Raw genomic sequence first — 24809 nt, 5'->3', positions numbered from 1 at the left:
GGAGCGGTAGTTCAGTCGGTTAGAATACCGGCCTGTCACGCCGGGGGTCGCGGGTTCGAGTCCCGTCCGCTCCGCCAATAATTTGAAGGCCTTCCCGATTGGGAAGGCCTTTTTGCTATGGGCGATTTTGTCCATAAGACCCACAGATTTGCACACCAGAATCGACACAAAGCCCGGCTTCATAACCGGGGTTTTGTATTTTTAGCGTGTTAAACAGCCAACGTTTGGTTTTTACCTGCCAAAAGAGTGCCAGATAGCCGGTTATTTCCACCATTTTCTGGCTATATTCGAGCCTTGTCAGCTTCATTGGAAGTCACTTGGGCGAGTCTAGAGGCGGCCAAATCAGCCTTCTGCCGCCTGCTGGTTACAGGGCAGTTCCATATTGACCACCCCCTCTTCCATTTGCACGTCGATCTTGAAGCCAAGCCGTTTGGCGAGGTTGACCATGCCACGATTGCTGGGCATGGTCATGCCGGATAACTGGCCAATCCCCTGCTCTTTGGCGTAACGGATGATCTTCTCCATCATCAATTTGCCGAGCCCCACCCCTTTCAAGTCCGATCGCACCAGAATGGCAAACTCGGCATCGCTCAGGTCCGGGGTCGAGATAGCGCGCACCACGCCAAGGATCTGATCCTGCAGATTGCCATCCTGACCCACAGCAACGAATGCCATCTCCCGGTCGTAATCGATCTGGGTCATACGAGCCAGCTCTTCATGGCCCAGTTCGCCCACATCGGCAAAGAAGCGTTTGTACCTGTCTTCATCGGAGACTTGCAGTACGAACTGCTTGTGAGCCGGTTCATCTTCCGGCCGGATCGGGCGCAGCAGGATATGGCGCTGATCTTTAAGCCAGGCACCCTCCTCTAGTTCGGTAGGATAGGGGCGGATTGCCAGTCGGTTGCTGGTCGGGATGGTAGGGTCGCTCAGTGTGAGGCTGGCATCCAGCACTACCATTTCGGTACCGCACGCTTGTAGTGGATGCAGATCCAGCTCCTGAATCTCCGGAAAGGCGAGCAATAGCTCGGAGAGCTGGCAAAGCACTTGGCCCAAGGCATCGATATCCAGTCGTTCCGGCGTGGCTTGTTCGCGGATCTTGCGGCTCTTGAGGGCGCCGATGATCTGGTAACGAGCCAGTGCCTGATTGAGCGGTGGCAAGGCTGCCACCATCTCCTGCGGTTCTGCGCCTGATTCCCCCAACAGAATGACGGGGCCAAAGATGGCGTCTTGCTGGATCCGTACCCGCAGCTCCAGGCCGCCGCTGCGGCGAGCCATCCGCTGCACCAGCAAGCCTTCGATACGGGCGCCCGGATCATGCTGTTTGACCCTGTCCAGAATGGCATCTGCAGCTTGTGCCACTTCGGCCGAGGTGCGCAGATTGAGTACCACTCCGTGTACGGCAGACTTGTGCAGGATATCGGGCGAGCGCAGTTTTACCGCCACCGGGTAGCCGATCTGCTCGGCGGTGAGGGTCGCCTCGATGGCGTCGGTGACGATCCAGGTTGGCAGGGTCGAGAGACCGGCGGCTTGCAAAATGGGGTGAACGAGATGTGTATCCAGTCTCAGTTGCTTGCGCTGCTGCGCTTGGCGGATCAGCTGCTGGCACAGCTCGACATTGAGCTGGTTGCCATGTAGTGACGCCGGTGTCTCCATCAACTGCTTCTGGTTGCGGCGGTATTCCACCATGTGCATGAAGGCGGCCATGGCGCTTTCCGGTGTGCGGTAGGTCGGGAAGCCCGCCTCGGTAAAGAGTTTGCGCCCCTCCTGCGCCGAGTATTCACCCGCCCAGTTGGTGAGGATGTTGAAACGGCGCGCTCTGGGATGCTGTTTCAGATGGACGATTAGATGGCTGGCCAGCGGCGCGCTTGGCGCCGTGAGCGAGGGGGCGTGGATGATCAGGATGGCGTCGATGCCATCCTCCTGCAACACGTTGTCCAGCGCCTCCTGATAGGTGGTGATGGTGGCATCGCTGCCGATATCGAGCGGCGGGCGAGCCAGCTTGCCGCCCCGCTCCAGCAGTACATCCACTGCCATATTGGCCAGCCCGCGACCGTTGGAGATGATGGCAAGCCGCTCTCCCTTGAGGGTCATGGAGTGGCTCAAGGTTTCTACCGCGGCGAATAGTTCGTGGGTATCCCGTACCCGCAGCATGCCGGCGCGGCGGATGGCGGCATCATAGACATTGTCGAGGCCGTGGGCCGGATCGTGGCGCCCGCTTTTCAGCACCAGGATCGGCTTGTTGCGCGAGGCTGCCCGCGCTGCCGAGAGAAAGTGGCGGGCGTCGTGCAACTTGTCCATGTAGATCAAAATGGCGCGGGTGACGCTGTCGCGGGAGAGCTGATCCAGCAGCTGGCCGAAGTCGATGTCGCAGTGATCACCCAGGGAGATGAAGGCGGAGAAGCCCAGCTCATGCTGCTTGGCCCAATCCAGAATGGTGGTGCTGACGGCGGCGGATTGCGACAGAAAGGCGACCTGCCCCGGCTTGGCGGCAATGGGTGAAAAGCTGGCGTTGATCCCCTGGCCGGGCAGCAGCATCCCCATGCTGTTGGGGCCGAGCAGGCGAATGCCGTATTGTTGGCAGACCCGTTTCAGCTCCAGCCGCTCCTCGGGGGAAAAGTCGGCGGCCAGTATGATGGCCGCCCCCCCACCCTTCTGGCCGAGCGCTTCCAGCAACGGCAAGACCCGCTCCCGCCTGGTGCAGATGATGGCGAGATCCGGGGTCAGCGGCAGGCTGGCGATATCGGGATAGGCCAGCACGCCGGCGATGGCTTTGTTACGCGGGGTGACGGGGAGGATGGGCCCTTTGAAGTGGCCCGCCAGCAGGTGGCGCACTATCACATGACCCGCTTTGTGCGGATCGGTCGAGGCGCCGATGATGGCGATTGATTGGGGTTTGAACAGCCGATCCAGACCGCTTGCGTTCATGGGCACTCCCGTCGAAAGGGGGAAGATACCAGTCTAATACCTCTTTGTTGCAGGTTCTGTGACCGGCTCCCGATCACCGTTTGTTGAGGGCGTTGGCGCGCAGGTAAAAGCGCAGCTCCCCCTGTACCCGGCGAATGGCTCCCAGGTGGCGTTCCTGCAGATAGATATCCTGTTCCCGATCGAGCGCCGTGCTGGGTACGCCCATGCTTTGCAGATACTCCTCAAACAGGGTTGAACCCTTGATCTCTACCAGATGCTGTTTCATGGCTCTCCTCCCTGTGCCTTGGCGTTTGCTGATGAACGCCCAGTCTGCGATGACCTGCCGGGTTTGCCTATTGTCACTTTTGACACGAGATTTGACACGAGAGCGCTCACACATCTTTCAGAGAGGGCGCCGTTGAGGTGCTGGCTGGCGTTATAGTATGGCGAGGAGCATGAGGCACGGATGGTGCGCAGGATGATCAGAGTCTGGTGGTGGTGCATGGCACTGTGGACGGTTGGCGTATCGGCAACCGAGCAGCCTATCCGCGTCTGGAATCTGCTGCTGGATCATCCCAACCCCGCCGTCGTCCAGTTGCTGCGCCTCTCCCTCGATCTCACGGTGCCCGAATATGGCCCCTATCAGCTGGTATCCAGCCCGCAGATGGAGCAGGGGCGGGCGGTGAAGGAGCTGCGCAGCGGTGAGCTGGTTCAGGTCGGTGTCTTTGCCCCGGATGGTGAGCGAGAGCGGGAGTTGCTGGCAATCCACATTCCGCTGGCCAAGGGGCTGCTCGGCTGGCGGGTGTGTCTGGTTCGGCAGGGGGATGAGGGGCGTTTTGCCGCGATCGAGTCGTTGGCGGACTGGCATCACGCCGGGCTCTCCATCGGCCAGCACAGATCCTGGCCAGACACCCAGTTGCTGCGGGCTAACGGCCTCAAGGTGACGGTGGGCAATCTTTATGAGGCGCTCTTCAACATGCTGCGCAAGAAGCGCTTTGACTGCTTCCTGCGCTCGGTCATCGAGGTCGAGGATGAGCTCAGGCAACATCCTGATCTCGCCATCGAGCCCCGTCTGGTGTTTCGCTATCCGCTGGCGCTGCTGTTTTTCGTCTCGCCCAACTATCCGGAGCTGGCGCAGCGCATCGAGCTCGGCATGCTGCGGGCGCGGCAATCCGGCGCTTTTGACCGGGTCTTTGAAGAGGGATTTGGCCGCACCATTCGGCGGCTGAAACTGGATGAGCGGGTGCGCCTCGAGCTGCACAACCCCGACTTGCCGCAGCCCAGTCGCGTCATGATGGCCGATCCGGCCCTTATCTATAATCCGGTGTCAGCGCAGTGAGCCCTGATTCTGCGCAGTATCCCAGAAGGCGCGGATCAGCGGCTCTTCCAGCCGCTTCTTGAGCACCCCGATCCCCACATCAAATGGCTTGAAGGCGGGTTTGAGGTCGATGATCCGCACCTTGTCGCCGAGCGGGCTGTGGTCGATCACCGCCGCCGGTACCAATCCTACGCCACAGCCGAGCGCCACCATGGCGACAATCCCCTCGTTACCCGCCACTTCGGCATAGATGTTGGGCGCTATCCCCTTGTTGCGAAACCACTGATCGCTGCGTTTGCGGGCCAGCCCCTGCTCGGAGAGAATGACAGGCAGCTGCTCCCAGTCCGGCTCGCCCTGACGGAACCACTGGTTAAGCTGCGGGGCATTGCGCGGCGCGATAAAGACCAGCGGCACCAGCTGCAGGCTGGCGAATTCCAGCTTGGCGGGTAGGGCATCGGGGCGGGCGGCGATGGCGAGATCGGCCTCGTCGGCCAGGATCTTGTCCACCGCCAGCGCCGGGTCACCGGTCTCCAGCTTGATCTCCAGCTGGGGGTAGCGGCGGCGAAAGCGCTCCAGTACCTCGGGCAGCAGAAAGTAGCTGGCAGTGACCGAGCAGAACACCCGTAACCGCCCCTGCAGCGGTTCATCGCTGCGTTTGAGCTCCTGCTTGAGCTGGCGCCACTCCTGCAACAGGCCGCCACCAAACTCCCGCAGCTTCTCACCGGCGGGGGTGAGCCGCACCGAGCGGTTGTCCCGTTCGAACAGGATGCAGCCGGTCTCCTGCTCCAGTCGCTGGATGGCGCGACTCAGGGTGGAAGGGCTGACCGCCATGGCATCGGCACTCTTGCCGAAGTGGAGGGAGTCGGCGAGGTGGAGAAACAGCTCGAGATTGCGAAGGTCCATCTTTCAGCTCCTGGCGCGGCTTGTGTGCCCGATATCCAGCGGTTGGCGGCTTGCTTCTGCCATCTCGCGGTACATTCAGCAGGCGATTATGAAGGGCTAGCGTTTCAGTTATTGCAACGTACTGTTTCGAATATATCAGTTCAGGCAATAAGTGTCCCGCGCTATAGTGGTTCAGACAACGCCGCTATCCGGCATGGAATCAATCGAACGGAGCAATCACCATGGCTAACTATTTCAACACCTTGAACCTGCGTCAGCAGTTGGCCCAACTGGGCAAGTGTCGTTTCATGCAGCGCGAAGAGTTCGCGGACGGCTGCAACGTGCTGAAGGGCAAGAAGGTGGTGATTGTGGGCTGTGGTGCCCAGGGTCTGAACCAGGGTCTGAACATGCGTGACTCCGGGCTGGATATCTCCTACGCCCTGCGCAAGGCCGCCATCACCGAGAAGCGCGCCTCCTGGCAGAAAGCCACCGACAACGGCTTCGCGGTCGGTACCTATGAAGAGCTGATCCCGACCGCCGATCTGGTGCTGAACCTGACTCCGGACAAGCAGCACTCCGACGTCGTGAAAACCGTGATGCCGCTGATGAAGCAGGGCGCTGCGCTGGGCTACTCCCACGGCTTCAACGTGGTGGAAGAGGGTCAGCAGATCCGCTCTGACATCACCGTCGTGATGGTTGCGCCCAAGTGCCCGGGCACCGAGGTGCGTGAAGAGTACAAGCGTGGCTTTGGTGTGCCGACCCTGATCGCCGTTCACCCTGAAAATGACCCGAAAGGCGAAGGCATGGCCATCGCCAAGGCGTGGGCCTCTGCTACCGGCGGCGACCGTGCCGGGGTGCTGGAGTCCTCCTTCGTGGCGGAAGTGAAATCCGACCTGATGGGCGAGCAGACCATCCTCTGCGGCATGCTGCAGGCCGGTTCTCTGCTCTGCTACGACAAACTGGTTGCCGAAGGCACAGACCCGGCCTACGCCGGCAAGCTGATCCAGTTCGGCTGGGAGACCATCACCGAAGCCCTGAAGCAGGGTGGCATCAGCCTGATGATGGACCGCCTCTCCAATCCGGCCAAGCTGCGCGCTTTCGAGCTCTCCGAGCAGCTCAAGACCCTGATGCGCCCACTGTTCGAGAAGCACATGGATGACATCATTGCCGGTGAGTTCTCCCGCGGCATGATGGCCGACTGGGCCGAAGATGACGTCAAACTGTTCACCTGGCGTGAAGAGACTGGCAAGTCCGCCTTCGAAAACGCCCCGGCGTTCGCTGGCAAGATTGCCGAGCAGGAGTACTTCGACAATGGCGTGGTGATGGTGGCCATGGTCAAGGCAGGTGTCGAGCTGGCGTTCGAGACCATGGTGGCTTCCGGTATCTACGAGGAGTCTGCCTACTACGAATCCCTGCACGAGTTGCCGCTGATCGCCAACACAGTTGCTCGCAAGCGCCTGTACGAGATGAACGTGGTCATCTCCGATACCGCTGAGTACGGCAACTACCTGTTCGCCAACGCCGCCGTGCCGTTGCTGCGCGAGCACTTCATGCCGACCTTGAAAGCGGGCGATCTGGGTGCCAGCAAGGCGGAAGGGCAGAGCGTCGACAACCTGGCGCTGCTGGCGGCCAACGAAGCGACCCGTAACCACCCGATCGAGAAGATCGGTCAGGTACTGCGTGGCTACATGAAGGACATGAAACGCATCGCCGTTGGCGGTTAAGTCTGCATCGGGCTGGATGATGAAGGGGCGGGGATGACGATCCCCGTCGCCGGTCGGATTGGACAGCCGACCGGCCCACCAGAAAACCCGGCCATAAAAAAGCCCCGCTCATCGAGCGGGGCTTTTGCATTCAGAAAGGCTGGATAAATCAGGCTTTCCACGCTTTCCAGGTATTGATCAGACCGTTGGTGGAGCAGTCGTGGCTGGTGACAGCCTCGTTGTTGCCCAGCTCCGGCAGGATCTTGTTGGCCAACTGTTTGCCCAGCTCCACACCCCACTGGTCGAAGCTGAAGATGTTCCAGATTGCACCCTGTACGAAGATCTTGTGTTCGTACATGGCGATCAGGGCACCCAGGGTTTTCGGGGTCAGGCTCTTGAACAGGATGGAGTTGGTCGGGCGGTTGCCTTCGAACACCTTGAACGGCACCAGATCCTTGACCTGCTCCAGGGTTTTGCCTGCAGCCAGGAACTCGGCTTCAACCTCTTCCTTGCTCTTGCCGAAGGCCAGCGCCTCGGTCTGGGCGAAGAAGTTGGCCAGCAGTTTCGGGTGGTGGTCACCGATCGGGTTGTGGCTGATGGCCGGTGCCAGGAAGTCACAGGGGATCAGCTTGGTGCCCTGGTGGATCAGCTGGTAGAAGGCGTGCTGGCCGTTGGTGCCCGGCTCACCCCAGATGATGGGGCCAGTCTGGTAGTCAACCGGATTGCCGTTGCGATCCACGTACTTGCCGTTGGACTCCATGTTGCCCTGCTGGAAGTAGGCAGGGAAGCGGTGCATGTACTGGTCGTACGGCAGAATGGCTTCGGACTCGGCACCGTAGAAGTTGTTGTACCACAGGCCGATCAGCGCCAGCAGCACCGGCACGTTCTGCTCATAGGAGGCAGTGGCAAAGTGCATGTCCATCTCGAAGGCGCCTTGCAGCAGTGCTTCGAAGTTCTCGAAACCGACAGACAGGGCGATGGGCATGCCGATGGCAGACCAGGAGGAGTAGCGGCCGCCAACCCAGTCCCAGAACTCGAACATGTTGTTGGTGTCGATGCCAAACTCGGCCACGGCCTTGCCGTTGGTGGAGAGGGCGGCGAAGTGCTTGGCAACGTGGGCCTTGTCACCGGCGATGTTGATGAACCAGTCGCGGGCGGTCAGGGCGTTGGTCATGGTCTCCTGGGTAGTGAAGGTCTTGGAGGCCACCAGGAACAGGGTGGTTTCCGGATCGATCTTCTTCAGGGTCTCGGCGATGTGGGTGCCATCGACGTTGGAGACGAAGTGCATCTGCAGGTGGTTTTTGTAGGGACGCAGTGCCTCGGTGATCATCACCGGGCCGAGATCAGAGCCACCGATACCGATGTTGACCACATGCTGGATCGCTTTGCCGGTGTAGCCTTTCCACTCGCCTCCGATTACCTTCTCGCAGAAGCCTTTCATCTTGGCCAGCACGGCGTTCACTTCCGGCATCACATCCTTGCCGTCGCTCTCGATGGGGCGGTCGGAGCGGTTGCGCAGGGCCACGTGCAGTACGGAGCGGCCTTCGGTCATGTTGATCTTGTCGCCATTGAACATGGCATCGATCGCGCTGCGAAGATCGGTCTCTTTGGCCAGATCAACCAGCAACTTGAGGGTTTCTTCGGTGATCAGGTTCTTCGAGTAATCAACCAAGATGTCGCCGCCGAAGGTGAGGGAAAACTTGTCAAAGCGCTTCGGGTCCTGCGCGAACAGATCCTTGAGTCGGGTCTCTTTGTTTGCTGCAAAGTGGGCTTCCAGTGCCTGCCAGGCCTGGGTTTGGGTTGGATTGATATTTTTCATAGGATTCCTGAAATGCCAAGTTGTGTTTGAACCTTGCAGGCAAGGTCCCGCCAAACCTTATTATCCGAGCATTATAGCGAGCCGATAGGGCGGCCCGTGTAACAGATTTTTACCGATTGTCTTTTACCGCAATGGGTCACTGTCGGGAGCATACAACCAGAACATTGGGATTATGTGTCACGAAAGCAAGGCGGATCTTGCGCTTGCTCATGATTGGGGCCACCCCGATGGCCTGAAATTGTTTTCATCCGGTTGGCGTGGTTATGCACCGACACGGCCATGGGGTGGGGCCAGAAACGACAATGCCAGCCCGAAGGCTGGCATTGTCTGTTGCAGCAGAACCGCGATCACGCCTGCGGTTTTTGCATGTGCATCACCATCTGCGGGAAGGGGATCTCGATGCCTTCGGCATCAAAGGTCAGTTTCACCTTCTCGTGGAAGTCGAACCAGACACCCCAGTAGTCAGCGGTTTTCACCCAGGGGCGCACCACGATATTGACCGAGGAGTCGGCCAGCGCGGCAACGGCGATGGTAGCGGCCGGATCTTTCAGGATGCGCGGCTCTTCGCTCACCAGACGCTCGAGGATCTGTTTGGCCTTGCGCAGGTCAGAGCCGTAGCCGATGCCAAAGGTCATATCGACGCGGCGGGTATCCATACGCGAGTAGTTGACGATGGTGCCGTTGAGGATGGCGGAGTTCGGGACGACCACCATCTTGTTGTCACCGGAGGTGAGGGTGGTGGTAAAGAGCTGAACGGACTGCACCACACCCGCGGTGCCTGCAACTTCGATAAACTCGCCCGCCTTGATGGGGCGGAAGATGATCAGCAGGAAGCCGGCAGCGAAGTTGGAGAGCGAGCCTTGCAACGCCAGACCGATGGCCAGACCGGCGGCACCGATAATGGCGACGAAGGAGGCGGTCTGCACGCCGACACGGCCCAGCGCGGCGATCACCACGAACACCAGAATGGCGTATTTGAGGATGCTGCCGACGAAGTGGGTGACTGTAGTGTCCAGCTTGCGGGCCTGCATCACCTTGACCACGCCACCGCTGACGAGGTTGGCGGCGATATAGCCGACCAGCAGGGTCAGCAGGGCGGCGGCGATATTGACGCCGTATTCGATCAGCAGTCCCTGATTATTGACCAGCCAGGTCTGCGCTTCGGTAATGATTTCGGGTTCCATAGGATGTCCTGTCAGGTTCTAAAAGGTTTATGGTGGATAAATCTAACACCGCAGCGCGACAGTACGGGTCGCATCTGGTACTTCTTTTCTGCCATAAAAACCTGACACAAAAAAGAAGGGAGGCCAAAGCCTCCCTTCTTTTTGCTGAATGATGCGAAAAAACCATCAGCTCTGCAGCAGTTGGCTGCGGATAAATTGCCACTGATCTTCGAAACCGGCGGTGGGCTTGAGCTTGAACTCGGAGCGCACGAACTGGCTGATACGGCCTTCGGTGTAGGCCAGCAGCAGATTGGCCAGCATGGTCTCGTCGAGCTGGAAGCCTTGACCCTCGCGCAGCCGCTTCTCGCGCAGCACCTGTTTGATCTGGGTCTCCAGCTTGTCAAACAGGATGCTGATGCGATCCCGCAGCCGATCGTGCTCACCCAGCAGGGCATCGCCATTGAGGATGCGGGTGATGCCGGGATTGCGTTCGGCGAACACCAGCAGCAGCTGCAGGATATGGTGGCAGCGCGCCATGGTGTCCTTCTCTTCCGCCATGATCAGATTGACCCGTGACAGCAGGGAATCCTCGATAAAGTCGATCAGCCCCTCGAACATCCGCGCCTTGCTGGGAAAATGTCGATAGAGGGCTGCTTCAGAGACGCCGACCTCGGCCGCCAGACGGGCCGTGGTGATGCGCTGACCCGGACTGGTTTCCAGCATATGGGCGAGCGCCTGCAGGATCTGATCGCGCCGACTCTGTTTCTGATTACTGCTTGCCATGGATTCCCCTAAAAAAACAATGGCTTGATTCTGTTATTAAGCACCGCCCATCGGGCTGGTGTGGTCTGTTATTGGCGACCAGAAGAACCAAAACCGCCTTCACCCCGTTCGCTCTGATTGAACTCATCGACCAGTTGGAAGCTGGCCTGAACTACCGGCATGATCACCAGCTGGGCGATGCGCTCGCCGGGTTGCATGGTGAACTCATCCTTGCCGCGGTTCCAGACCGAGACCATCAGCTGACCCTGATAATCGGAATCGATCAGACCGACCAGGTTGCCCAGCACGATGCCGTGCTTATGGCCGAGGCCGGAGCGGGGCAGGATGGTGGCACACAGACCCGGATCCTGGATGTGAATGGCCAGACCGGTCGGCACCAGGGTGGTATCACCCGGAGCCAGAGTCAGCGGCGCATCCAGCAGTGCGCGCAGATCCATGCCGGCAGAGCCGGGAGTGGCGTAGGCGGGCAGCGGGTACTCGGTACCGATACGGGCATCCAGAATCTTCAGTTCAATTTGTGTAGTCATGAATCGCTTTTTCAGTTGGATCTTGTATTGGCGCCCCTCTTGGCAAGGCGGGGCGCCGTGAGTCTTGTTCTTTCGGGACACTCAGTGCCGGTAGTGGCGCGCAATCAGGGCGATCAGGTGACGGGCCAGCGTCAGCTTGTCGGCCAGCGGCAGCGGGGCCTGGCCCCCTTGCCAGAACACGGTCAGGGCGTTGTCATCGGCGTTGAAGCCTTGCCCCTCGCGAGACACATCGTTGGCGGCGATCATGTCCAGCCGCTTACGCTGCAACTTGTCGAGGGCGTATTGTTCCACATCCACGGTTTCGGCGGCAAATCCGACAGTGAAGGGCTTGTCTGAAAGGGCGCCGACGGCCGCGATGATGTCGGGGTTTTTCACCAGCTTCACCACCATCTGGTCGTTGTCACCAGTCTTCTTGATCTTCTGGCTGGCGACCTGCTCGGGGCGATAGTCAGCCACTGCTGCGCAGCCGATGAAGAGGTCGCACTCGCCCACCCGGCTCATTACCGCCTGATGCATCTGCTCGGCGCTCTCCACATCGACACGGGTGGCCCCTGCCGGCGTAGCCAGCGTCACCGGCCCGCTCACCAGCGTCACCTCGGCGCCCGCTTCACGGGCAGCGCGGGCGATGGCAAAGCCCATCTTGCCGGAGCTGTGGTTGCTGATGTAGCGCACCGGGTCCAGCGCCTCGCGGGTCGGGCCTGCGGTCAGCAGCAGCTTGACGCCTGCCAGCAAGGGCTCGGCGGCCAGCTGCTGACAGCAGCGATCCACCAGTTCGAGGGGGTCCAGCATCCGCCCCGGGCCCACATCGCCACAGGCTTGGCTGCCAGCATCCGGCCCCCACAGCAGAATGCCGCGGCTGGCCAGGGTCTTGAGGTTGGCCTGGGTGGCGGCGTTGAGATACATCTGCTGGTTCATTGCTGGTGCCAGCGCGATGGGCGCCGGAGTGGCCAGACAGAGGGTGGTCAGCAGTTCGTCGGCCATGCCGGCGGCCATCCGTGCCATCAGGTTGGCGCTGGCGGGGGCGATCAGTACCAAATCGGCCCACTTGGCCAGTTCGATATGGCCCATGCCCGCTTCGGCAGAGGGATCCAGCAGGCTGTAGGCCACCGGATGACCGGAGACCGCCTGCAGGGTCAGCGGGGTGATGAACTCCTTGGCGGAGCGGGTCATCACCACCCGCACTTCGGCGCCCTGATCTTTCAGGCGGCGTACCAGCTCGGCACTCTTGTAGGCGGCGATCCCGCCACTGACACCCAACAGGATGCGTTTATCGGCCAATCTCATCTGCTGTTTCTCTATCCGGCTCATTCTGACTGGTCGGCTAAGATACCACACGCAATGGATGACGACAGGGGTTGGCATCAAGGGGTGTGGTCGGGCGCGCGCAATTTTTTGCTATGTTTTTTCTCAACAGGGATGAGGGAGAGACAAATGAGCATCAAAGAGTGGCCGGAAGATGAACGCCCCAGAGAGAAGTTGCTGCGTCAGGGGCCTGCGGCGCTCTCCGATGCCGAGCTGCTCGCCATCTTTCTGCGCACCGGTGTCAATGGCCTGAGTGCAGTGGATCTTTCACGCAACTTGTTGAATCAATTCGGCTCTTTACGCAGTTTGCTGGGGGCGGATCAACGGGCATTCTGCGAGGCGCACGGCCTTGGCCCGGCCAAATATGCCCAGTTGCAGGCGGTGCTGGAGATGGCCAGACGCCATCTGGCCGAGCAGCTGCAACGGGGTGATGCGCTCACCTCGCCCCAGCTGACCCGGGACTATCTGCAAGCCCAGCTGCGGGATCGGCCGCGCGAGGTGTTTGCCCTGCTGTTGCTCGACAATCAGCACAGAGTCATTCAATTTGTTGAGCTTTTTTTCGGCACTATCGACTCGGCGAGCGTCTGGCCAAGAGAAATCGTGCAGATCGCGCTCAAACATAATGCAGCCGCAGTGATTCTGGCGCATAATCACCCGTCCGGCGTCGCCGAGCCCAGCAGGGCCGACCGCCAGATCACGGATCGGATCACGGCCGCTTTGGCCCTGATCGATATCAGAGTGCTGGATCACTTGGTGATCGGTGATGGCATCACGGTTTCTTTTGCCGAGCGCGGTTGGCTATAACTGTGCTCTGGCACCGTATTAGTTGATCTTTGATCACGGATGCTGTATAAAATGCCGCCTTCTGTTTGCCCCGCAATCGAAGGCCAGCGGGGCAGATATTTGCTCGAGCAATGAAGTAAGATTTGGAGAGACTGACATGTCTAGAGTATGCCAAGTAACCGGCAAGCGCCCGGCAGTTGGTAACAACCGTTCGCACGCTAACAACGCTACCAAGCGTCGTTTCCTGCCGAACCTGCACACTCACCGTTTCTGGGTTGAGAGTGAAAAACGCTTCGTAAGCCTGCGCGTATCCGCAAAAGGCATGCGTATCATCGACAAGCGTGGCGTTGAAGTGGTTCTGGCTGAACTGCGCGCCAGCGGTGTTAAGGTATAAGGAATTAGATCATGGCTAAAGGTATTCGCGAGAAAATTCGCCTGAACTCCAGCGCCGGTACTGGTCACTTCTATACCACTACCAAAAACAAGCGCACCATGCCCGAAAAAATGGAGATCAAAAAGTTTGATCCCGTTGTTCGTCAGCATGTGATCTACAAGGAAGGCAAAATCAAGTAATTACTTGATGCTGCATTCCCAAAAACCCGGCCTTGTGCCGGGTTTTTTTATGCGCCGAATTCAGTACACTGCCGGTTCAAAGGGAGGCTTGCCATGTTCAAATTGAGCCGCAAAGGCTGGAATAACGTGATCATTGTGGTGGTGCTGATCGTGATCACCCTGTTGCATCGTATGGAGTTGGCCCAGCAGGAGAATAGCGCCAAGCGCGCTCGCCCCTTGCTGCCTGATGCGGCTGTGGTGCTCACCTGGCAGGGGCCGAGCTGGCAGATTGAGCGGATCGGTCAGGGCTGGCGCAGCGGGCCGGATCTGGGGCTCGACAGCGCGCAGCTGGATGCCCGTCTGGCACGTTGGCAGGGCTGGTTGCTACCCCCCGGTGAAGTGGTACGCGGTGCGCCGGTGACCATCAAGGTGTGGATTGCCGGCCAGAACGATCCGGTCGAGATCGGCCTCTATCAGAATAGCGGTCAGTATGGTGCCCAGCTGCCCTCCGGTCTCTGGCTCGCCCTCACAGCCGAGCAGTATCGCGATCTGCTGCGCCCTGCCCCCTGAGTTCCTTTTCCTTGTGAGGTACCCATGCCTGAATTGCCAGAAGTTGAAGTCAGCCGTCAGGGGATCTCCCCCTGGCTCACCGGTATCAAGGTGACGCGCGTGGTGGTGCGGGATGGCCGCCTGCGCTGGCCGATCCCCGGTGAGATTCAGGAGCTGGTGGACCTCACCATCCATCGGGTGCGCCGCCGTGCCAAATACCTGCTGCTGGAGACCGATTTCGGCACCGCCATCCTCCATCTGGGGATGTCCGGCAGCCTGCGGGTACTGGATATCGGCACCCCGGCCGAGAAGCACGACCATGTGGATATCGAGCTGGAGAATGGCAAGCTGCTGCGGCTAAACGATCCGCGCCGCTTCGGCGCCCTGCTCTGGACCAGGGAACCGGCCGAAGCCCACGCGCTGCTCGCCAAGCTGGGGCCCGAGCCGCTCACCGATGCCTTCAGTGCTGATTACCTGCAGGGGCGTGCCAAGGGGCGCAGCACTGCCATCAAGCAGTTCCTGATGGACAATCAGGTGGTGGTCGGGGTAGGCAACATCTACGCCAACGAGGCGCTCTATGCCGCCGGCATTCACCCCAAACGGGCGGCGGGCAATATCAGCGCCGAGCGGCTGGGAACCCTGGTGGCCGAGATCAAGCGGGTGTTGGCCGAAGCCATCCGGCAGGGCGGCACCACCCTCAAGGATTTCACCAGTGCCGATGGCAAGCCAGGCTATTTCGTGCAGCAGTTGCAGGTCTACGGCCGTGGCGGTCAGCCCTGTTTCCACTGTCACACCCTGCTGACCGAGACAAGAATGGGGCAGCGTACCACGGTTTTTTGCAGTCATTGCCAGCGCTGAGCGTACTTTTTTCCCCGATCCGGGGGAAGTTGTAACAGCATATTTCCAGGCTGTTGAATATTTGCGCAGTCATTACTAGTATCAGCGGCCGTTCAGGCGGTTTGAGAACTAGAAATGACTTTAAAATCAATAGACTGGGAATATTTATCCCGGCAGGAGCGCTATTGCGCAAAATCCATGGCCCGCTTCCTCTACCCCGAGGGATGTGACCGGAAAACCTTCAATCGCGGCAAGTTCGTGCTGCGCAGCCTGCTCTATCGCAAGTCGCTGAGCCGGGTCTTCAGCCTGTTTCAGTGCGACTCGCTCAAGGCACTGCCAGCGGTCTATCCCGAGCTGCTCGACAAGCCTATGCGACCCTATCGCTTCGCCTGTGCCAGCGCCCGTGAGCGGGCCGAGATGCTGGAAAATCACTACCGGTTGCTGCTGGAGTGCTACCCGCAGCTGATCGACCCCCTCTATCTGGGCGAGGGGATCGCGCTGGGGCACTATCCCCAGAGTGGCTGCCGCATTCTGCTGCGCCACGATGGCACCTTCCGCCGCGAGGCCGAGCTGGCGCTCTCCATCGTCAACGGCGAGGGGCAGCGCCTCTACAGCTGCGCCTTTTCGCTGGCGGGTAGCGTGGATCGTTTGATTCTGATGATCGGCTCCATGCAGGGGCCGGAGCCTGCGGTCGACAATGCTCAGGATCGGGTGCGCGAGCTGACCAAAGAGGGACACGGCCTGCGGCCCAAATCCCTGCTGGTGCAGCTGGTGCTGCAACTGGCGCAGAGCATGGGGGCGGCGGAGGTGCTGGCGGTGCGCAAGCGTGCCCACGTGTTTCAGGCTAGGCGCTACAGCAGCAAGCAAAAAGCCAACCTGCAGGCCGATTATGACGAGCTGTGGCAGGAATTCGGCGCCCGGGATGTGGATGCCAACTTCGTCGCCCTGCAAGCCCAGCCGCGCAAGCCGCTGGAGGAGATCGCCTCCAAGAAGCGGGCCATGTACCGGCGCCGCTACGAGTGGCTCGATCTGCTGGTGCAGGAGATGAATGAGCGGTTTGCCCGTCAGTAACCGGCAAGCATGCTGACCTCTCTATAACGAGAAAGATACAACAAGGGCTACCCGTGGGTAGCCCTTGTTCGTTGTTGCCGTCGGGAATGGCCAGTGTGGAAGGGAATCACCCTTTCTGTTTGGCGGCGATGGCTTGGGCCACCACGGGGTCGACAAACTGGCGGATGTCGCCACCGTGCAGCGCCACCTCTTTCACCAGGGTGGAGGAGATAAAGGAGTTCTCCTCGGCCGGGGTGAGGAAGACGCTTTCCAGCTCAGGCATCAGGCGGCGGTTCATATTGGCCAGCTGAAACTCGTACTCGAAGTCGGAGACGGCGCGCAGGCCGCGGATCAGCACGTTGGCCTGATGCTCTTTGGCGAAATCGACCAGCAGACCGGAGAAGCCCACCACCTTGACGTTGGGAAGCGTGCTGGTCACTTGCTGGACAAGCTGGACACGTTCTGCCAGATCGAACAGAGGTCGCTTGCTCGGGCTGTTGGCGACACCGACCACCACCTCGTCAAACAGCTTGGCGGCGCGGCCGATGAGATCGGCGTGGCCATTGGTAACGGGATCAAACGTCCCGGGATAGATCACCCTGGTAGTCATCTTTGCGGTCCTGCAACCTGGAAATTTGGTCGCATTATAAGGTCGTCGCTTGAGAATAGCAGTGCATCAGGCAAGAATACGCCATCGCGCATCAAGCCTCCCTGCATTGGTGACAGGGAGCAAAGGGATTTTTTATGAAACGTATTCTGGTCGTTCGCAATGACAAGATTGGTGACTTCATGCTGGCGTGGCCGAGTTTCGCCATGCTCAAAGGCTCCATGGAGTGTCATGTGACTGCCCTGGTTCCGGCCTACACGGCCCCGCTGGCCCGGCTCTGCCCCTGGATTGACGAGGTGATCATCGATCCGGGCGTGCGGGCCGACAAGGAGCAACAGCGAGCGCTGCTGGCGCGGATCAAGGCGGCGGCGTTCGACGCGTCCATCTGCCTCTTCTCCAACTCCCGCAACGCCATGCTGGTGTGGAAGGCACACATCCCTTATCGGCTGGCGCCGGCGACCAAGCTGGCGCAGGTGCTCTACAACCAGCGACTGGTGCAGCGTCGCTCCCGTTCCCAGAAGCCGGAGTCCGAGTACAATCTGGAGCTGATCCGTCGCTTCCTGACCGATCATCAGGTCGCCGTGGTGGAGCCCAAGACCCCCTTCCTGCAGTTCGATGAGGAGACTCTGCGGCAGGTGCGCGAGCAGCTGGCGCTCAAGCTCAAGCTCGATACCAGTCGCCCCTGGCTGATGGTACATGCCGGTAGCGGCGGTTCGGCCAACAACCTCTCCATCGAGCAGTATGCTCGCATCATCATCAAGCTCAATCAGGCCTGCCCCGAGCTGCAGTGTGTGCTGACCGCAGGCCCGGGCGAGGAGAAGATGGCCGAACAGCTGGCGGCCGAGTTGCTGGCCCACGGTGGCAATGGCTGGATCTACCGCTCCAGCGATGGTCTGCCGATGTTCTGTCAGGTGCTGGCCAACGCAGCCCTGTTTATCGCTGGCAGTACCGGCCCGCTCCATATCGCCGGTGCGCTCGATGTGCCGACTATCGGTTTCTTCCCGATGCGCCGCTCCGCGACTCCGCTGCGCTGGAAGCCCCTCAACAGCGAAGGGCGTCACCTTGCCTTCAGCCCGCCGGAGGATAGCGACCATCCTGAGGATATGAGCCAGCTCGATCCCAAGACCATGGTGCCGGTGATGGCCCGCTGGGCGGCGCCTTTCTGGCGCAAATAACGTATGCAGCAATGTAAACAGGGCCCCGTGGTGCCCTGTTTCGTATGACGGTTATTCCGGCTGCTGCGGTTGCTGGCGCACCCAGAGGTCGGCGTATTTGACGAAGGTGGAGTGGGCGGAGAGGATCGCCAGCAGCAACCCCTGCTTGCCATCGAGGAAGCCAGCCTTGAGCAGGTACATCTTGATGAAGCAGCCGACGGCATGCATCAGCCCCTGACTGAGGGAGCCCTTCTTGCCGCGAGCGGTGCGCTGATCGGCCCAGGCGCGGGCATAACCGGCCGATTTGACCAGATAGTGCTCCAGATCCCGATAGGTGAAGTGGTGCAGGTCGCCGTAGAGGTTGACGATCTTCATGTTGGCGCGCACCTCCACCTTCTCGTGCACCAGCGCCTCGTTGTAGCTGGTGAGTGCCTTGGGATAGAGGCGCAGCACCCGATCCGGATACCAGCCACTGTGGCGAATAAAGCGGCCAAACACCCAGGAGAGGCGCGGGATCGAGTAGATGGTATCGCTGGCCGGATTGGTCATCACGTTGGCTATGGCGGTTTTCAGCTCGGGGGTGAGCCGCTCGTCGGCATCCAGCCACAGCACCCAGTCGGATTGCACGTGGGACTGGGCCAGTCGGCGCTGTTTGCCAAAGCCGGGCCACTTGGCGTTGACGAAGAAGCGGGCCCCAAATTCGGCGGCAATGGCCGGGGTCTCGTCCTGGCTGCCGGAGTCCAGAATGACGATCTCGTCCACCAGTCCGTCGAGGGAGGCGAGGCACTTGCGCAGGTTGTCGGCTTCATTCTTGACGATCAGAACGGCAGCCAGAGTCGGTTTTTTCACGAAATGGGGCTCACGGTTATTGCCCGGCTGGCGGGTCGAATGCGTATTGATGGGCCATTCTAACGGAAAAATGGGCCAAAGAGAGAGCCGCCATTGCCCGTTTCTATCAGCTGTTTGCCTGTCTCGTCTCGTCCGGTTGGAAGAGGGGCACCGCTGGAAAAATGGGGTGACGGCAGCGTCTGCCAAGGATCTTCTGTTATTTATCCGACCATTCTTGGGGCATAATCTCGCCCAGTGATGATTAACAGCCGGGCCAGTCCCGAGAGAAGACGCGTGATGAAAATATTGGTGATCGGCCCCTCTTGGGTCGGCGATATGGTGATGTCCCAGAGCCTCTACAAGGCGATCAAGGCCAACCATCCGGAGTGCGAACTGCACGTGATGGCCCCCGCCTGGTGCTGTGCCCTGCTGGAGCGGATGCCGGAGGTGGACAAGGCGATCACCATGCCCCTTGGCCACGGTGACTTCAAACTGGTGGCGCGCCGCCGCCTCGGCAAGCAGCTGGCAGCCGAGAAGTACGATCAGGCCATCGTCCAGCCCAACTCCATGAAGTCGGCGCTGATCCCCTGGTTTGCTCGCATTCCGGTGCGTACCGGCTGGAAGGGTGAGAGCCGCTATGGCCTGCTCAACGACCTGCGCAGCAACAAGTCCGCCTTCCCGCTGATGGTGGAGGGCTATCTGGCGCTCGCTTATCCCAAAGCGCAGATGAAGAGTCGGGCCGATATCCCGACCATTCCGTATCCGGCGCTCCATGTCGATCTGATAAACCAGAGCAAGGCGCTGGAGCGGCTGGGGCTGGATCGCGCCCGCCCGGTGCTGGTGCTCTGTCCCGGCGCCGAGTTCGGCCCGGCCAAGCGCTGGCCTGAAGGGCACTACGCCGTGGTAGCCCAGCAGCATCTGGACGAGGGGTGGCAGGTGTGGATCTTCGGTTCCAACAAGGATGTGCCGGTGGCCAATACCATCCGGGATCGGGTCAATCTGCTGACGCGCCCCAACTGCCACGTGCTGGCGGGCAAGACCAGCCTGCACGAGGCGATCGATCTGATGGCGCTGGCCAGCCGGGTCATCTCCAACGACTCCGGCCTGATGCACATCGCCGCCGCCCTCAACCGGCCGCTGGTGGGCGTCTATGGCTCCACCTCGCCACTCTACACCCCGCCGCTGGCGGATCGGGTCGAGATCGTTCACACCGACATCGAGTGTCGCCCCTGCTTCAAGCGCACCTGCAAGTTCGGCCATCTCAAGTGCCTGATCGACCTGGCGCCGGAGCAGGTGGTCGATGCCTGCAAGAAGCTGGAGCAGAGTCAGTAAGATGCCCTACCGCCTGCTCTACAACCTGCTGATCCATCTGGGATTGCCGCTGGCGCTGCTGGCCCTCTACAAGCCTAAGAAAGGCAAGCCCGGCTTTGGCAAGCGCTGGGCCGAGCATCTCGGGCGGCTGCCCGCCACCGGACAGGAGGCGCCGCTCTGGATCCATGCGGTGAGCGTGGGGGAGACGCTGGCCATCACGCCGCTCATTCGCGCCCTCAAGGCGGAGCTGCCCGATCTGCCGATCCTGCTCACCACCACCACCCGCACCGGCGCCGATCAGGCTGCCAAGCTGGGGGATCTGGTGATCCATCGCTACGCGCCACTCGACTACCCCTGGGCCATTGCCGCCTTTCTTGACACCTTCAAGCCGCGCGCGCTCTGGGTGATGGAGACCGAGCTGTGGCCGAACTGGCTGGCCGCCTGCGAGGCGCGCCACCTGCCGGTGACCATCATCAATGCCCGCCTCTCCGAGCGATCCTGCCAGCGTTATGCCCGCTTCCACGGTGCTTTCGACGCCCTGAGCCGGCCGCTGACCCATCTGCTCTGCCAGCATCAGGATGATGCCGACCGCTTCGCCCGCCTCGGCATCGATCGTTCGCGGCTGGCGGTGACCGGCTCCATCAAGTTCGACATCCAGTTTGGTGACGAGGTGCAGGCCAAAGGGCGCTCTCTGCGCCAGCTGCTGGGCGCCGAGCGGCCGGTCTGGATCGCCGCCAGCACCCATCTGGGTGAGGACGAGCAGGTGCTGGCCGCCTTCGATCTGCTGCTCAAACGCCATCCCGACGCGCTGCTCATTCTGGTGCCGCGCCACCCCGAGCGGTTCGATCGGGTGGCCGAGCAGTGTGCCCCTTATGGCTGCGTGCGGCGCACTGATGGTGCTGCGGTGAGTGCGGAGGATAAGGTCTATCTCGGCGATACCATGGGCGAGCTGCCGCTGATGCTGGCTGCGGCCGATGTGGCCTTCGTTGGCGGCAGTCTGGTGAAGATCGGCGGTCACAACCTGCTGGAGCCGGCGGCCCTCGGCAAGCCCTGCCTGACCGGTCCCGCCTACTTCAACTTCAGCGACATCACCCGCCAGCTGGTGGCTCAGGGGGGCGCCGCCATTGTGGCCGATGCCGCCGAGCTGGGCGAGCGGGTGAGCCAGCTGTTTGCCGACGGCAACGCCCGCCGCGAGATGGGGGAGCAGGCTCGCGCCGTTGTGCTGCGCAATCAGGGAGCGCTGGCGCGTACCCTCTCGCACTGCCTCACTGCGTTGGAGAACGACTGAGTGTCAGCCTTTCATACATCTCAGCCATAAAAAAACGGAGCGCGATACGCTCCGTTTTGTTTTTGGCGGTGACCGGAATTAGCGAACGATCAGCCCCAGCAGGATGCCGACCACACCGAAGTCGGAGTCGCTGAAGGTGGTGTTGGCGAAACCGAGGTCGCCCAGCACCGGCAGCAGGAACACCGGCAGAATGGTGAGCAGCAGCAGGCCGTTGGCGAAGGCACCCAGAATGGCGCCGCGACGACCACCGGTGGCGTTGCCGAATACCCCGGCAGCGGCGCCGACGAAGAAGTGCGGTACCACGCCCGGGATGATGACGGTCAGGCCCATGGCGTAGAGCAGCGCCATCCCCACCAGACCGGCGGCAAAGCTCGACAGGAAGCCGATCAGCACGGCGTTGGGGGCGTAGGGGAAGACGATCGGGCAGTCGAGTGCCGGCTTGGCGTTCGGTACCAGCTTGTCGGAGATACCCTTGAAGGCCGGTACGATCTCGGCGATGACCATCCGCACACCTTGCAGGATGACGTAGACACCGGCGGCGAAGGTGATGGACTGCATCAGGGAGAACATGAACCAGTGCTTGCCCTTGGCGACGCTGGAGACAAACTCGGGGCCGGCGAAGGCGGAGGTCACCAGGAAGATGATACCCATGGTGAAGGAGATGGCCACCGGGGTATCGCGCAGGAACAGCAGGCTCTTGGGCACCTGCACATCTTCGCAGCTGTGTGCCTTGTTGCCGAACTTGGCGCCGATCAGGGCGGAGAGCACGTAGGAGCAGGTGGAGAAGTGGCCCAGCGCCACGTCATCGGAGCCGGTGATCTGCTTCATGAAGGGGTGGGCGATGGCCGGGAAGAAGACCATGGCGACACCGACCACCAGACTGCCCACCGCGATCAGCGGCACGCCGCTCATGCCGCCGGCAGAGAGGATCACCGCCACCATCATCGACATGAACAGGGTGTGGTGACCGGTCAGGAAGATGAATTTCCACGGGGTCAGACGGGCGATCAGGATGTTCACCAGCATGGCGAAGAACATGATCATCGCCATCTCCTTGCCAAACGAGGTCTGGGCGATGGAGACGATGGCTTCGTTGTTGGGCACGACCCCCTTGATGCCGAAGGCGTGCTGGAAGATGACGGCAAAGTCACCCAGCGAGTTGATCACCAGGGTGGCACCGGCCCCCAGAATGACGAAACCCATGATGGTCTTGACCGTGCCCTTGATGCACTCGGTCACCGGTTTCTTCTGGGCAATCAGGCCGATAAGCGCGATCAGGCCGACCAGCACGGCGGGCTCGGACAGCACGTCAAACATCAGAAAGTTGAAAAATTCCATGGTCAGCTCCTGGCAATGGAAGATGCGGCCCGCAGGCCGCATGGAGGATCCTTAGAGGGCGCCCAGTTCGCGCAGGGCGGTGGCGAGCTTCTCTTTCATCGCGGCCTTGTCGACCATGTTGTCGAGGGCCACCAGACGGCTGTTGACCCCCATGGATTGGAGCTGCTCGGCGATGTCACGGGTGGCGACAAAGATCTCGGCAGTTTCGCTGCCGGCGGAGGCCAGATCGCGATGATCCACTTCGGCGGTGACTGCCAGCTCTTTCAGGATGCTCTTGATGCTCATCTCCATCATCAGGCTGGTGCCCAGACCGTGACCGCATACAACCAGAATTTTCATTGTCTCTTCCTCTGTCAGGTGCGCCTTGGCGCAGATTAGTAGCGCGCCAGAATGCGCAAGATGTCGTCTTTGGTGTCGGCCGCAATGATGGCCGCCACGTCCTCTTCATTCATAAACAGCTCGGCCAGCTGGGCGATGGTCTCCACGTGGGAGTTGCTGTCGCTGGCGGCCAGGGTGATCAGCAGCCGGATCGGGTCGTTGCCCTCGGAGTCGAAGTTGACCCCCTGCTTGATGACGGTCAGCCCCAGACCCAACCGGTTGACGCCGTCTTCGGGACGAGCGTGGGGCATAGCCAGACCGGGGCCCAGCACGTAGTAGGGGCCGAGCTCTTCATGGGAGCGAAACAGCGCCGCCACGTAGGAGGGTTCGATGGTGCCATTGGCCAGCAGGGGCGCCGTCGCCAGCTCGATGGCGTGACGCCAGTCGCGGGCTGCGGGTTCGATGCGGATGACATCCTCGGTCAGCAGTTGAGTCAGCATGGTGGTGATCCGGCTAGTTAAGATGGCGCCAATCTATCGATCTTGCGGTGGTGAAACTGTGAGGGTGATCGCGAAAGTTAGCGCTATCAGATAGCGCTAACATCAAACTGTGATAGCGCTATCACTTCACCCATTAACGGGAGTCATCTTGCCCCCGTGATCCGGGAAAGCGGGTAGAATCGGCCCTGAGCAAATAGTCAGTGGCGCTCTTTTGCCTTAAAGTGAGCAGCCGCAAGCCGAGGAAGGGATGGATGTCAGAAGCAAAGAAGCGCCGTAGCACGGGTCGGGTGACCCTCAACGATGTGGCCCAGCTGGCTGGTGTGGGGGCCATGACGGTTTCCCGTGCCCTGCGCACGCCGGAGATGGTCTCCGACAGGATGCGTGAGCGCATCGAAGCTGCGGTGGAAGAGCTCGGCTATATCCCCAATCGGGCCGCCGGGGCGTTGGCCTCTGCGACTTCCCAGACCATCGTAGTGATCGTCCCGAGTCTGGCGGAAGCGGGCTGTGGCGAGATGATCGCTGGCCTGCAACAGACCCTGCTCGAGGAGGGTTACCAGATCATGCTGGGGGATGCCCAGCATCTGAAACAGCAGGAAGAGCGCCTGCTGACCAGCTTTTTGCAGCACAATCCGGCGGCGGTGGTGCTGTTTGGTGGCGATCCCGGCGAGACGATCCGTACTCGCCTGAAAGCCTCCCGCCTGCCGGTGGTGGAAGTGGGTGCTATGGCCCGCAGCCCCATCGATATGAATGTGGGAGTCTCCAACTTCGATGCCGGTTATCAGCTCACCCGCCACCTTATCGAGCGGGGCTACCGCAATATCGGTTTTCTCTGCGCCCGTCAGGAGCAGTGGATGCTGCAACAGCGGATGCAGGGCTGGCAGAAGGCGCTGCTCGACAACTACCTCTCCCCCGATGCCATCATCAACACCTCGGAGCGGCCCAGCTTCAGTACCGGCGCCACTATGCTGGGTGAATTTCTGCTGCGTTGGCCCGAGCTGGACGCGCTGATCTGTGTCAACGACGAACTGGCGGCCGGGGTGCTGTTCGAGTGCCAGCGCCGCCATTTGAATGTGCCGGGCAAACTCGCCATCGCCGGATTTGACGATCTGGATGTGGCGCGCGCCTGTTATCCGACCCTTACTTCGGTCAGGATCCCCTATCGCAAAATGGGGCAGGAGGCTGCCGAGCTGATCCTGCGCCAACTGGCCGGGGAGCCCGTGATGGGCACCGCTCTGGCTCTCGATTTTCAACTGCAAAAGCGTCAAAGCAGCTGATCCCCGTTTCACACGTCAT

The 24809-nt window shown here is 60.8% G+C and carries 25 protein-coding genes and 1 tRNA gene; 13 read left to right on the top strand and 13 right to left on the bottom strand.

The genetic code is table 11. The features are described from left to right. Positions 1–77: transfer RNA gene (locus G5182_RS19160), tRNA-Asp, on the top strand. Positions 78–342: 265 nt separating this feature from the next. Here G5182_RS19160 and G5182_RS19155 read toward each other — a convergent pair. Further along, positions 343–2925 carry a bifunctional acetate--CoA ligase family protein/GNAT family N-acetyltransferase gene (locus tag G5182_RS19155; protein ID WP_227341720.1) on the bottom strand — a complete coding sequence of 861 codons (2583 nt, stop codon included), beginning with the start codon at positions 2923–2925 and terminating at the stop codon, positions 343–345. A 73-nt stretch (positions 2926–2998) separates the two neighbouring features. Beyond that, positions 2999–3190 carry a hypothetical protein gene (locus G5182_RS19150; RefSeq protein WP_124930448.1) on the bottom strand — a complete coding sequence of 64 codons (192 nt, stop codon included), beginning with the start codon at positions 3188–3190 and terminating at the stop codon, positions 2999–3001. 192 nt (positions 3191–3382) lie between these two features. Here G5182_RS19150 and G5182_RS19145 point away from each other — a divergent pair, with 192 nt between their 5' ends. Beyond that, positions 3383–4243: a hypothetical protein gene (locus tag G5182_RS19145; RefSeq protein ID WP_227341721.1), complete on the top strand. Its 861-nt coding sequence runs from the start codon at positions 3383–3385 to the stop codon at positions 4241–4243. Here G5182_RS19145 and ilvY read toward each other — a convergent pair. After that, positions 4232–5125: an HTH-type transcriptional activator IlvY gene (ilvY, locus tag G5182_RS19140; protein ID WP_005342097.1), complete on the bottom strand. Its 894-nt coding sequence runs from the start codon at positions 5123–5125 to the stop codon at positions 4232–4234. The genes G5182_RS19145 and ilvY overlap by 12 nt on opposite strands. A gap of 221 nt (positions 5126–5346) precedes the next feature. Between ilvY and ilvC the strand changes: the two genes are divergently transcribed. Further along, positions 5347–6828, top strand: a complete 1482-nt coding sequence (gene ilvC, locus G5182_RS19135; protein WP_005355979.1) for a ketol-acid reductoisomerase — start codon at positions 5347–5349, stop codon at positions 6826–6828. A 148-nt stretch (positions 6829–6976) separates the two neighbouring features. Here ilvC and pgi read toward each other — a convergent pair whose 3' ends face one another. The 5 genes from pgi to coaBC form a co-directional block, all read right to left on the bottom strand. Next, on the bottom strand, positions 6977–8626 hold the full coding sequence (pgi, locus tag G5182_RS19130) for a glucose-6-phosphate isomerase (RefSeq protein ID WP_227341722.1): 1650 nt from the start codon (positions 8624–8626) through the stop codon (positions 6977–6979). Between the two features lie 347 nt (positions 8627–8973). Next, positions 8974–9810 carry a mechanosensitive ion channel domain-containing protein gene (locus G5182_RS19125; RefSeq protein WP_139735999.1) on the bottom strand — a complete coding sequence of 279 codons (837 nt, stop codon included), beginning with the start codon at positions 9808–9810 and terminating at the stop codon, positions 8974–8976. A 165-nt stretch (positions 9811–9975) separates the two neighbouring features. Further along, on the bottom strand, positions 9976–10572 hold the full coding sequence (gene slmA, locus G5182_RS19120; RefSeq protein ID WP_005339495.1) for a nucleoid occlusion factor SlmA: 597 nt from the start codon (positions 10570–10572) through the stop codon (positions 9976–9978). 68 nt (positions 10573–10640) lie between these two features. Further along, positions 10641–11099 carry a dUTP diphosphatase gene (gene dut / locus G5182_RS19115; protein ID WP_005339498.1) on the bottom strand — a complete coding sequence of 153 codons (459 nt, stop codon included), beginning with the start codon at positions 11097–11099 and terminating at the stop codon, positions 10641–10643. 81 nt (positions 11100–11180) lie between these two features. Then, entirely contained in the window at positions 11181–12383 is a 1203-nt protein-coding gene (gene coaBC, locus G5182_RS19110) for a bifunctional phosphopantothenoylcysteine decarboxylase/phosphopantothenate--cysteine ligase CoaBC (protein ID WP_421254642.1), read from the bottom strand. Between the two features lie 147 nt (positions 12384–12530). Between coaBC and radC the strand changes: the two genes are divergently transcribed. The 6 genes from radC to G5182_RS19080 all read left to right on the top strand — a co-directional run bounded on the left by radC (position 12531) and on the right by G5182_RS19080 (position 16193). Next, complete coding sequence (radC, locus tag G5182_RS19105; protein WP_005339502.1) at positions 12531–13205, top strand: RadC family protein; 675 nt, start codon at positions 12531–12533, stop codon at positions 13203–13205. Between the two features lie 136 nt (positions 13206–13341). After that, complete coding sequence (rpmB, locus tag G5182_RS19100) at positions 13342–13578, top strand: 50S ribosomal protein L28 (RefSeq protein ID WP_005307492.1); 237 nt, start codon at positions 13342–13344, stop codon at positions 13576–13578. Between the two features lie 11 nt (positions 13579–13589). Continuing rightward, positions 13590–13757 carry a 50S ribosomal protein L33 gene (gene rpmG / locus G5182_RS19095; RefSeq protein WP_005307500.1) on the top strand — a complete coding sequence of 56 codons (168 nt, stop codon included), beginning with the start codon at positions 13590–13592 and terminating at the stop codon, positions 13755–13757. A gap of 93 nt (positions 13758–13850) precedes the next feature. Continuing rightward, positions 13851–14306, top strand: coding sequence for a hypothetical protein (locus G5182_RS19090; RefSeq protein WP_245099201.1), 456 nt, complete (start codon positions 13851–13853; stop codon positions 14304–14306). Positions 14307–14330: 24 nt separating this feature from the next. Then, positions 14331–15143, top strand: coding sequence for a bifunctional DNA-formamidopyrimidine glycosylase/DNA-(apurinic or apyrimidinic site) lyase (mutM, locus tag G5182_RS19085; protein WP_005357390.1), 813 nt, complete (start codon positions 14331–14333; stop codon positions 15141–15143). Positions 15144–15320: 177 nt separating this feature from the next. After that, positions 15321–16193, top strand: coding sequence for a VirK/YbjX family protein (locus tag G5182_RS19080; RefSeq protein WP_216952390.1), 873 nt, complete (start codon positions 15321–15323; stop codon positions 16191–16193). Positions 16194–16299: 106 nt separating this feature from the next. Here G5182_RS19080 and coaD read toward each other — a convergent pair whose 3' ends face one another. Continuing rightward, on the bottom strand, positions 16300–16782 hold the full coding sequence (coaD, locus tag G5182_RS19075) for a pantetheine-phosphate adenylyltransferase (protein ID WP_040069411.1): 483 nt from the start codon (positions 16780–16782) through the stop codon (positions 16300–16302). 134 nt (positions 16783–16916) lie between these two features. On the opposite strand from coaD, the gene G5182_RS19070 reads away from it, so the two are divergent. Then, a complete protein-coding gene (locus G5182_RS19070) occupies positions 16917–17954 on the top strand; it encodes a glycosyltransferase family 9 protein (RefSeq protein ID WP_227341724.1) in 1038 nt (345 codons plus the stop codon). Between the two features lie 51 nt (positions 17955–18005). Here G5182_RS19070 and G5182_RS19065 read toward each other — a convergent pair whose 3' ends face one another. Next, complete coding sequence (locus tag G5182_RS19065; protein WP_227341725.1) at positions 18006–18782, bottom strand: glycosyltransferase family 2 protein; 777 nt, start codon at positions 18780–18782, stop codon at positions 18006–18008. A gap of 276 nt (positions 18783–19058) precedes the next feature. Between G5182_RS19065 and waaF the strand changes: the two genes are divergently transcribed. After that, positions 19059–20093 carry a lipopolysaccharide heptosyltransferase II gene (waaF, locus tag G5182_RS19060; RefSeq protein WP_227341726.1) on the top strand — a complete coding sequence of 345 codons (1035 nt, stop codon included), beginning with the start codon at positions 19059–19061 and terminating at the stop codon, positions 20091–20093. 1 nt (position 20094) lies between these two features. Continuing rightward, positions 20095–21360 carry a lipid IV(A) 3-deoxy-D-manno-octulosonic acid transferase gene (gene waaA / locus G5182_RS19055; RefSeq protein ID WP_421254641.1) on the top strand — a complete coding sequence of 422 codons (1266 nt, stop codon included), beginning with the start codon at positions 20095–20097 and terminating at the stop codon, positions 21358–21360. 78 nt (positions 21361–21438) lie between these two features. On the opposite strand, the gene G5182_RS19050 is transcribed toward waaA, so the two are convergent. From G5182_RS19050 to G5182_RS19040, 3 genes are read right to left on the bottom strand one after another with little or no spacing between them, the layout of a single operon-like run. Beyond that, positions 21439–22698: a PTS ascorbate transporter subunit IIC gene (locus G5182_RS19050; protein WP_042030406.1), complete on the bottom strand. Its 1260-nt coding sequence runs from the start codon at positions 22696–22698 to the stop codon at positions 21439–21441. Between the two features lie 51 nt (positions 22699–22749). Continuing rightward, complete coding sequence (locus G5182_RS19045) at positions 22750–23037, bottom strand: PTS sugar transporter subunit IIB (RefSeq protein WP_227341728.1); 288 nt, start codon at positions 23035–23037, stop codon at positions 22750–22752. Positions 23038–23072: 35 nt separating this feature from the next. Further along, complete coding sequence (locus tag G5182_RS19040) at positions 23073–23516, bottom strand: PTS sugar transporter subunit IIA (protein ID WP_005356016.1); 444 nt, start codon at positions 23514–23516, stop codon at positions 23073–23075. Positions 23517–23767: 251 nt separating this feature from the next. On the opposite strand from G5182_RS19040, the gene G5182_RS19035 reads away from it, so the two are divergent. After that, positions 23768–24790, top strand: coding sequence for a LacI family DNA-binding transcriptional regulator (locus G5182_RS19035; protein WP_115522531.1), 1023 nt, complete (start codon positions 23768–23770; stop codon positions 24788–24790). The last annotated feature ends 19 nt before the right edge of the window (positions 24791–24809 follow it).

The organism is Aeromonas sp. 600948, from assembly GCF_049174875.1.
In the GTDB taxonomy this organism is placed as follows: Bacteria; Pseudomonadota; Gammaproteobacteria; order Enterobacterales; family Aeromonadaceae; genus Aeromonas; species Aeromonas veronii_A.
The sequence above is the reverse complement of the archived record's forward strand: the minus strand, read 5'-3'. Positions and strand labels throughout refer to the sequence as shown.

Bases quoted from the DNA above. Each gene is read 5' to 3' on its own strand.
- waaA (WP_421254641.1), top strand. From the start codon at position 20,095: ATGCCCTACCGCCTGCTCTACAACCTGCTGATCCATCTGGGATTGCCG.
- ilvY (WP_005342097.1), bottom strand. From the start codon at position 5,125: ATGGACCTTCGCAATCTCGAGCTGTTTCTCCACCTCGCCGACTCCCTC.
- rpmG (WP_005307500.1), top strand. From the start codon at position 13,590: ATGGCTAAAGGTATTCGCGAGAAAATTCGCCTGAACTCCAGCGCCGGT.
- G5182_RS19035 (WP_115522531.1), top strand. From the start codon at position 23,768: ATGTCAGAAGCAAAGAAGCGCCGTAGCACGGGTCGGGTGACCCTCAAC.
- G5182_RS19145 (WP_227341721.1), top strand. From the start codon at position 3,383: ATGATCAGAGTCTGGTGGTGGTGCATGGCACTGTGGACGGTTGGCGTA.
- waaF (WP_227341726.1), top strand. From the start codon at position 19,059: ATGAAAATATTGGTGATCGGCCCCTCTTGGGTCGGCGATATGGTGATG.
- G5182_RS19080 (WP_216952390.1), top strand. From the start codon at position 15,321: ATGGCCCGCTTCCTCTACCCCGAGGGATGTGACCGGAAAACCTTCAAT.
- G5182_RS19040 (WP_005356016.1), bottom strand. From the start codon at position 23,516: ATGCTGACTCAACTGCTGACCGAGGATGTCATCCGCATCGAACCCGCA.
- radC (WP_005339502.1), top strand. From the start codon at position 12,531: ATGAGCATCAAAGAGTGGCCGGAAGATGAACGCCCCAGAGAGAAGTTG.
- dut (WP_005339498.1), bottom strand. From the start codon at position 11,099: ATGACTACACAAATTGAACTGAAGATTCTGGATGCCCGTATCGGTACC.
- G5182_RS19090 (WP_245099201.1), top strand. From the start codon at position 13,851: ATGTTCAAATTGAGCCGCAAAGGCTGGAATAACGTGATCATTGTGGTG.
- G5182_RS19070 (WP_227341724.1), top strand. From the start codon at position 16,917: ATGAAACGTATTCTGGTCGTTCGCAATGACAAGATTGGTGACTTCATG.
- G5182_RS19150 (WP_124930448.1), bottom strand. From the start codon at position 3,190: ATGAAACAGCATCTGGTAGAGATCAAGGGTTCAACCCTGTTTGAGGAG.
- pgi (WP_227341722.1), bottom strand. From the start codon at position 8,626: ATGAAAAATATCAATCCAACCCAAACCCAGGCCTGGCAGGCACTGGAA.
- slmA (WP_005339495.1), bottom strand. From the start codon at position 10,572: ATGGCAAGCAGTAATCAGAAACAGAGTCGGCGCGATCAGATCCTGCAG.
- mutM (WP_005357390.1), top strand. From the start codon at position 14,331: ATGCCTGAATTGCCAGAAGTTGAAGTCAGCCGTCAGGGGATCTCCCCC.
- G5182_RS19045 (WP_227341728.1), bottom strand. From the start codon at position 23,037: ATGAAAATTCTGGTTGTATGCGGTCACGGTCTGGGCACCAGCCTGATG.
- G5182_RS19155 (WP_227341720.1), bottom strand. From the start codon at position 2,925: ATGAACGCAAGCGGTCTGGATCGGCTGTTCAAACCCCAATCAATCGCC.
- G5182_RS19050 (WP_042030406.1), bottom strand. From the start codon at position 22,698: ATGGAATTTTTCAACTTTCTGATGTTTGACGTGCTGTCCGAGCCCGCC.
- rpmB (WP_005307492.1), top strand. From the start codon at position 13,342: ATGTCTAGAGTATGCCAAGTAACCGGCAAGCGCCCGGCAGTTGGTAAC.
- coaBC (WP_421254642.1), bottom strand. From the start codon at position 12,383: ATGAGATTGGCCGATAAACGCATCCTGTTGGGTGTCAGTGGCGGGATC.
- ilvC (WP_005355979.1), top strand. From the start codon at position 5,347: ATGGCTAACTATTTCAACACCTTGAACCTGCGTCAGCAGTTGGCCCAA.
- G5182_RS19125 (WP_139735999.1), bottom strand. From the start codon at position 9,810: ATGGAACCCGAAATCATTACCGAAGCGCAGACCTGGCTGGTCAATAAT.
- coaD (WP_040069411.1), bottom strand. From the start codon at position 16,782: ATGACTACCAGGGTGATCTATCCCGGGACGTTTGATCCCGTTACCAAT.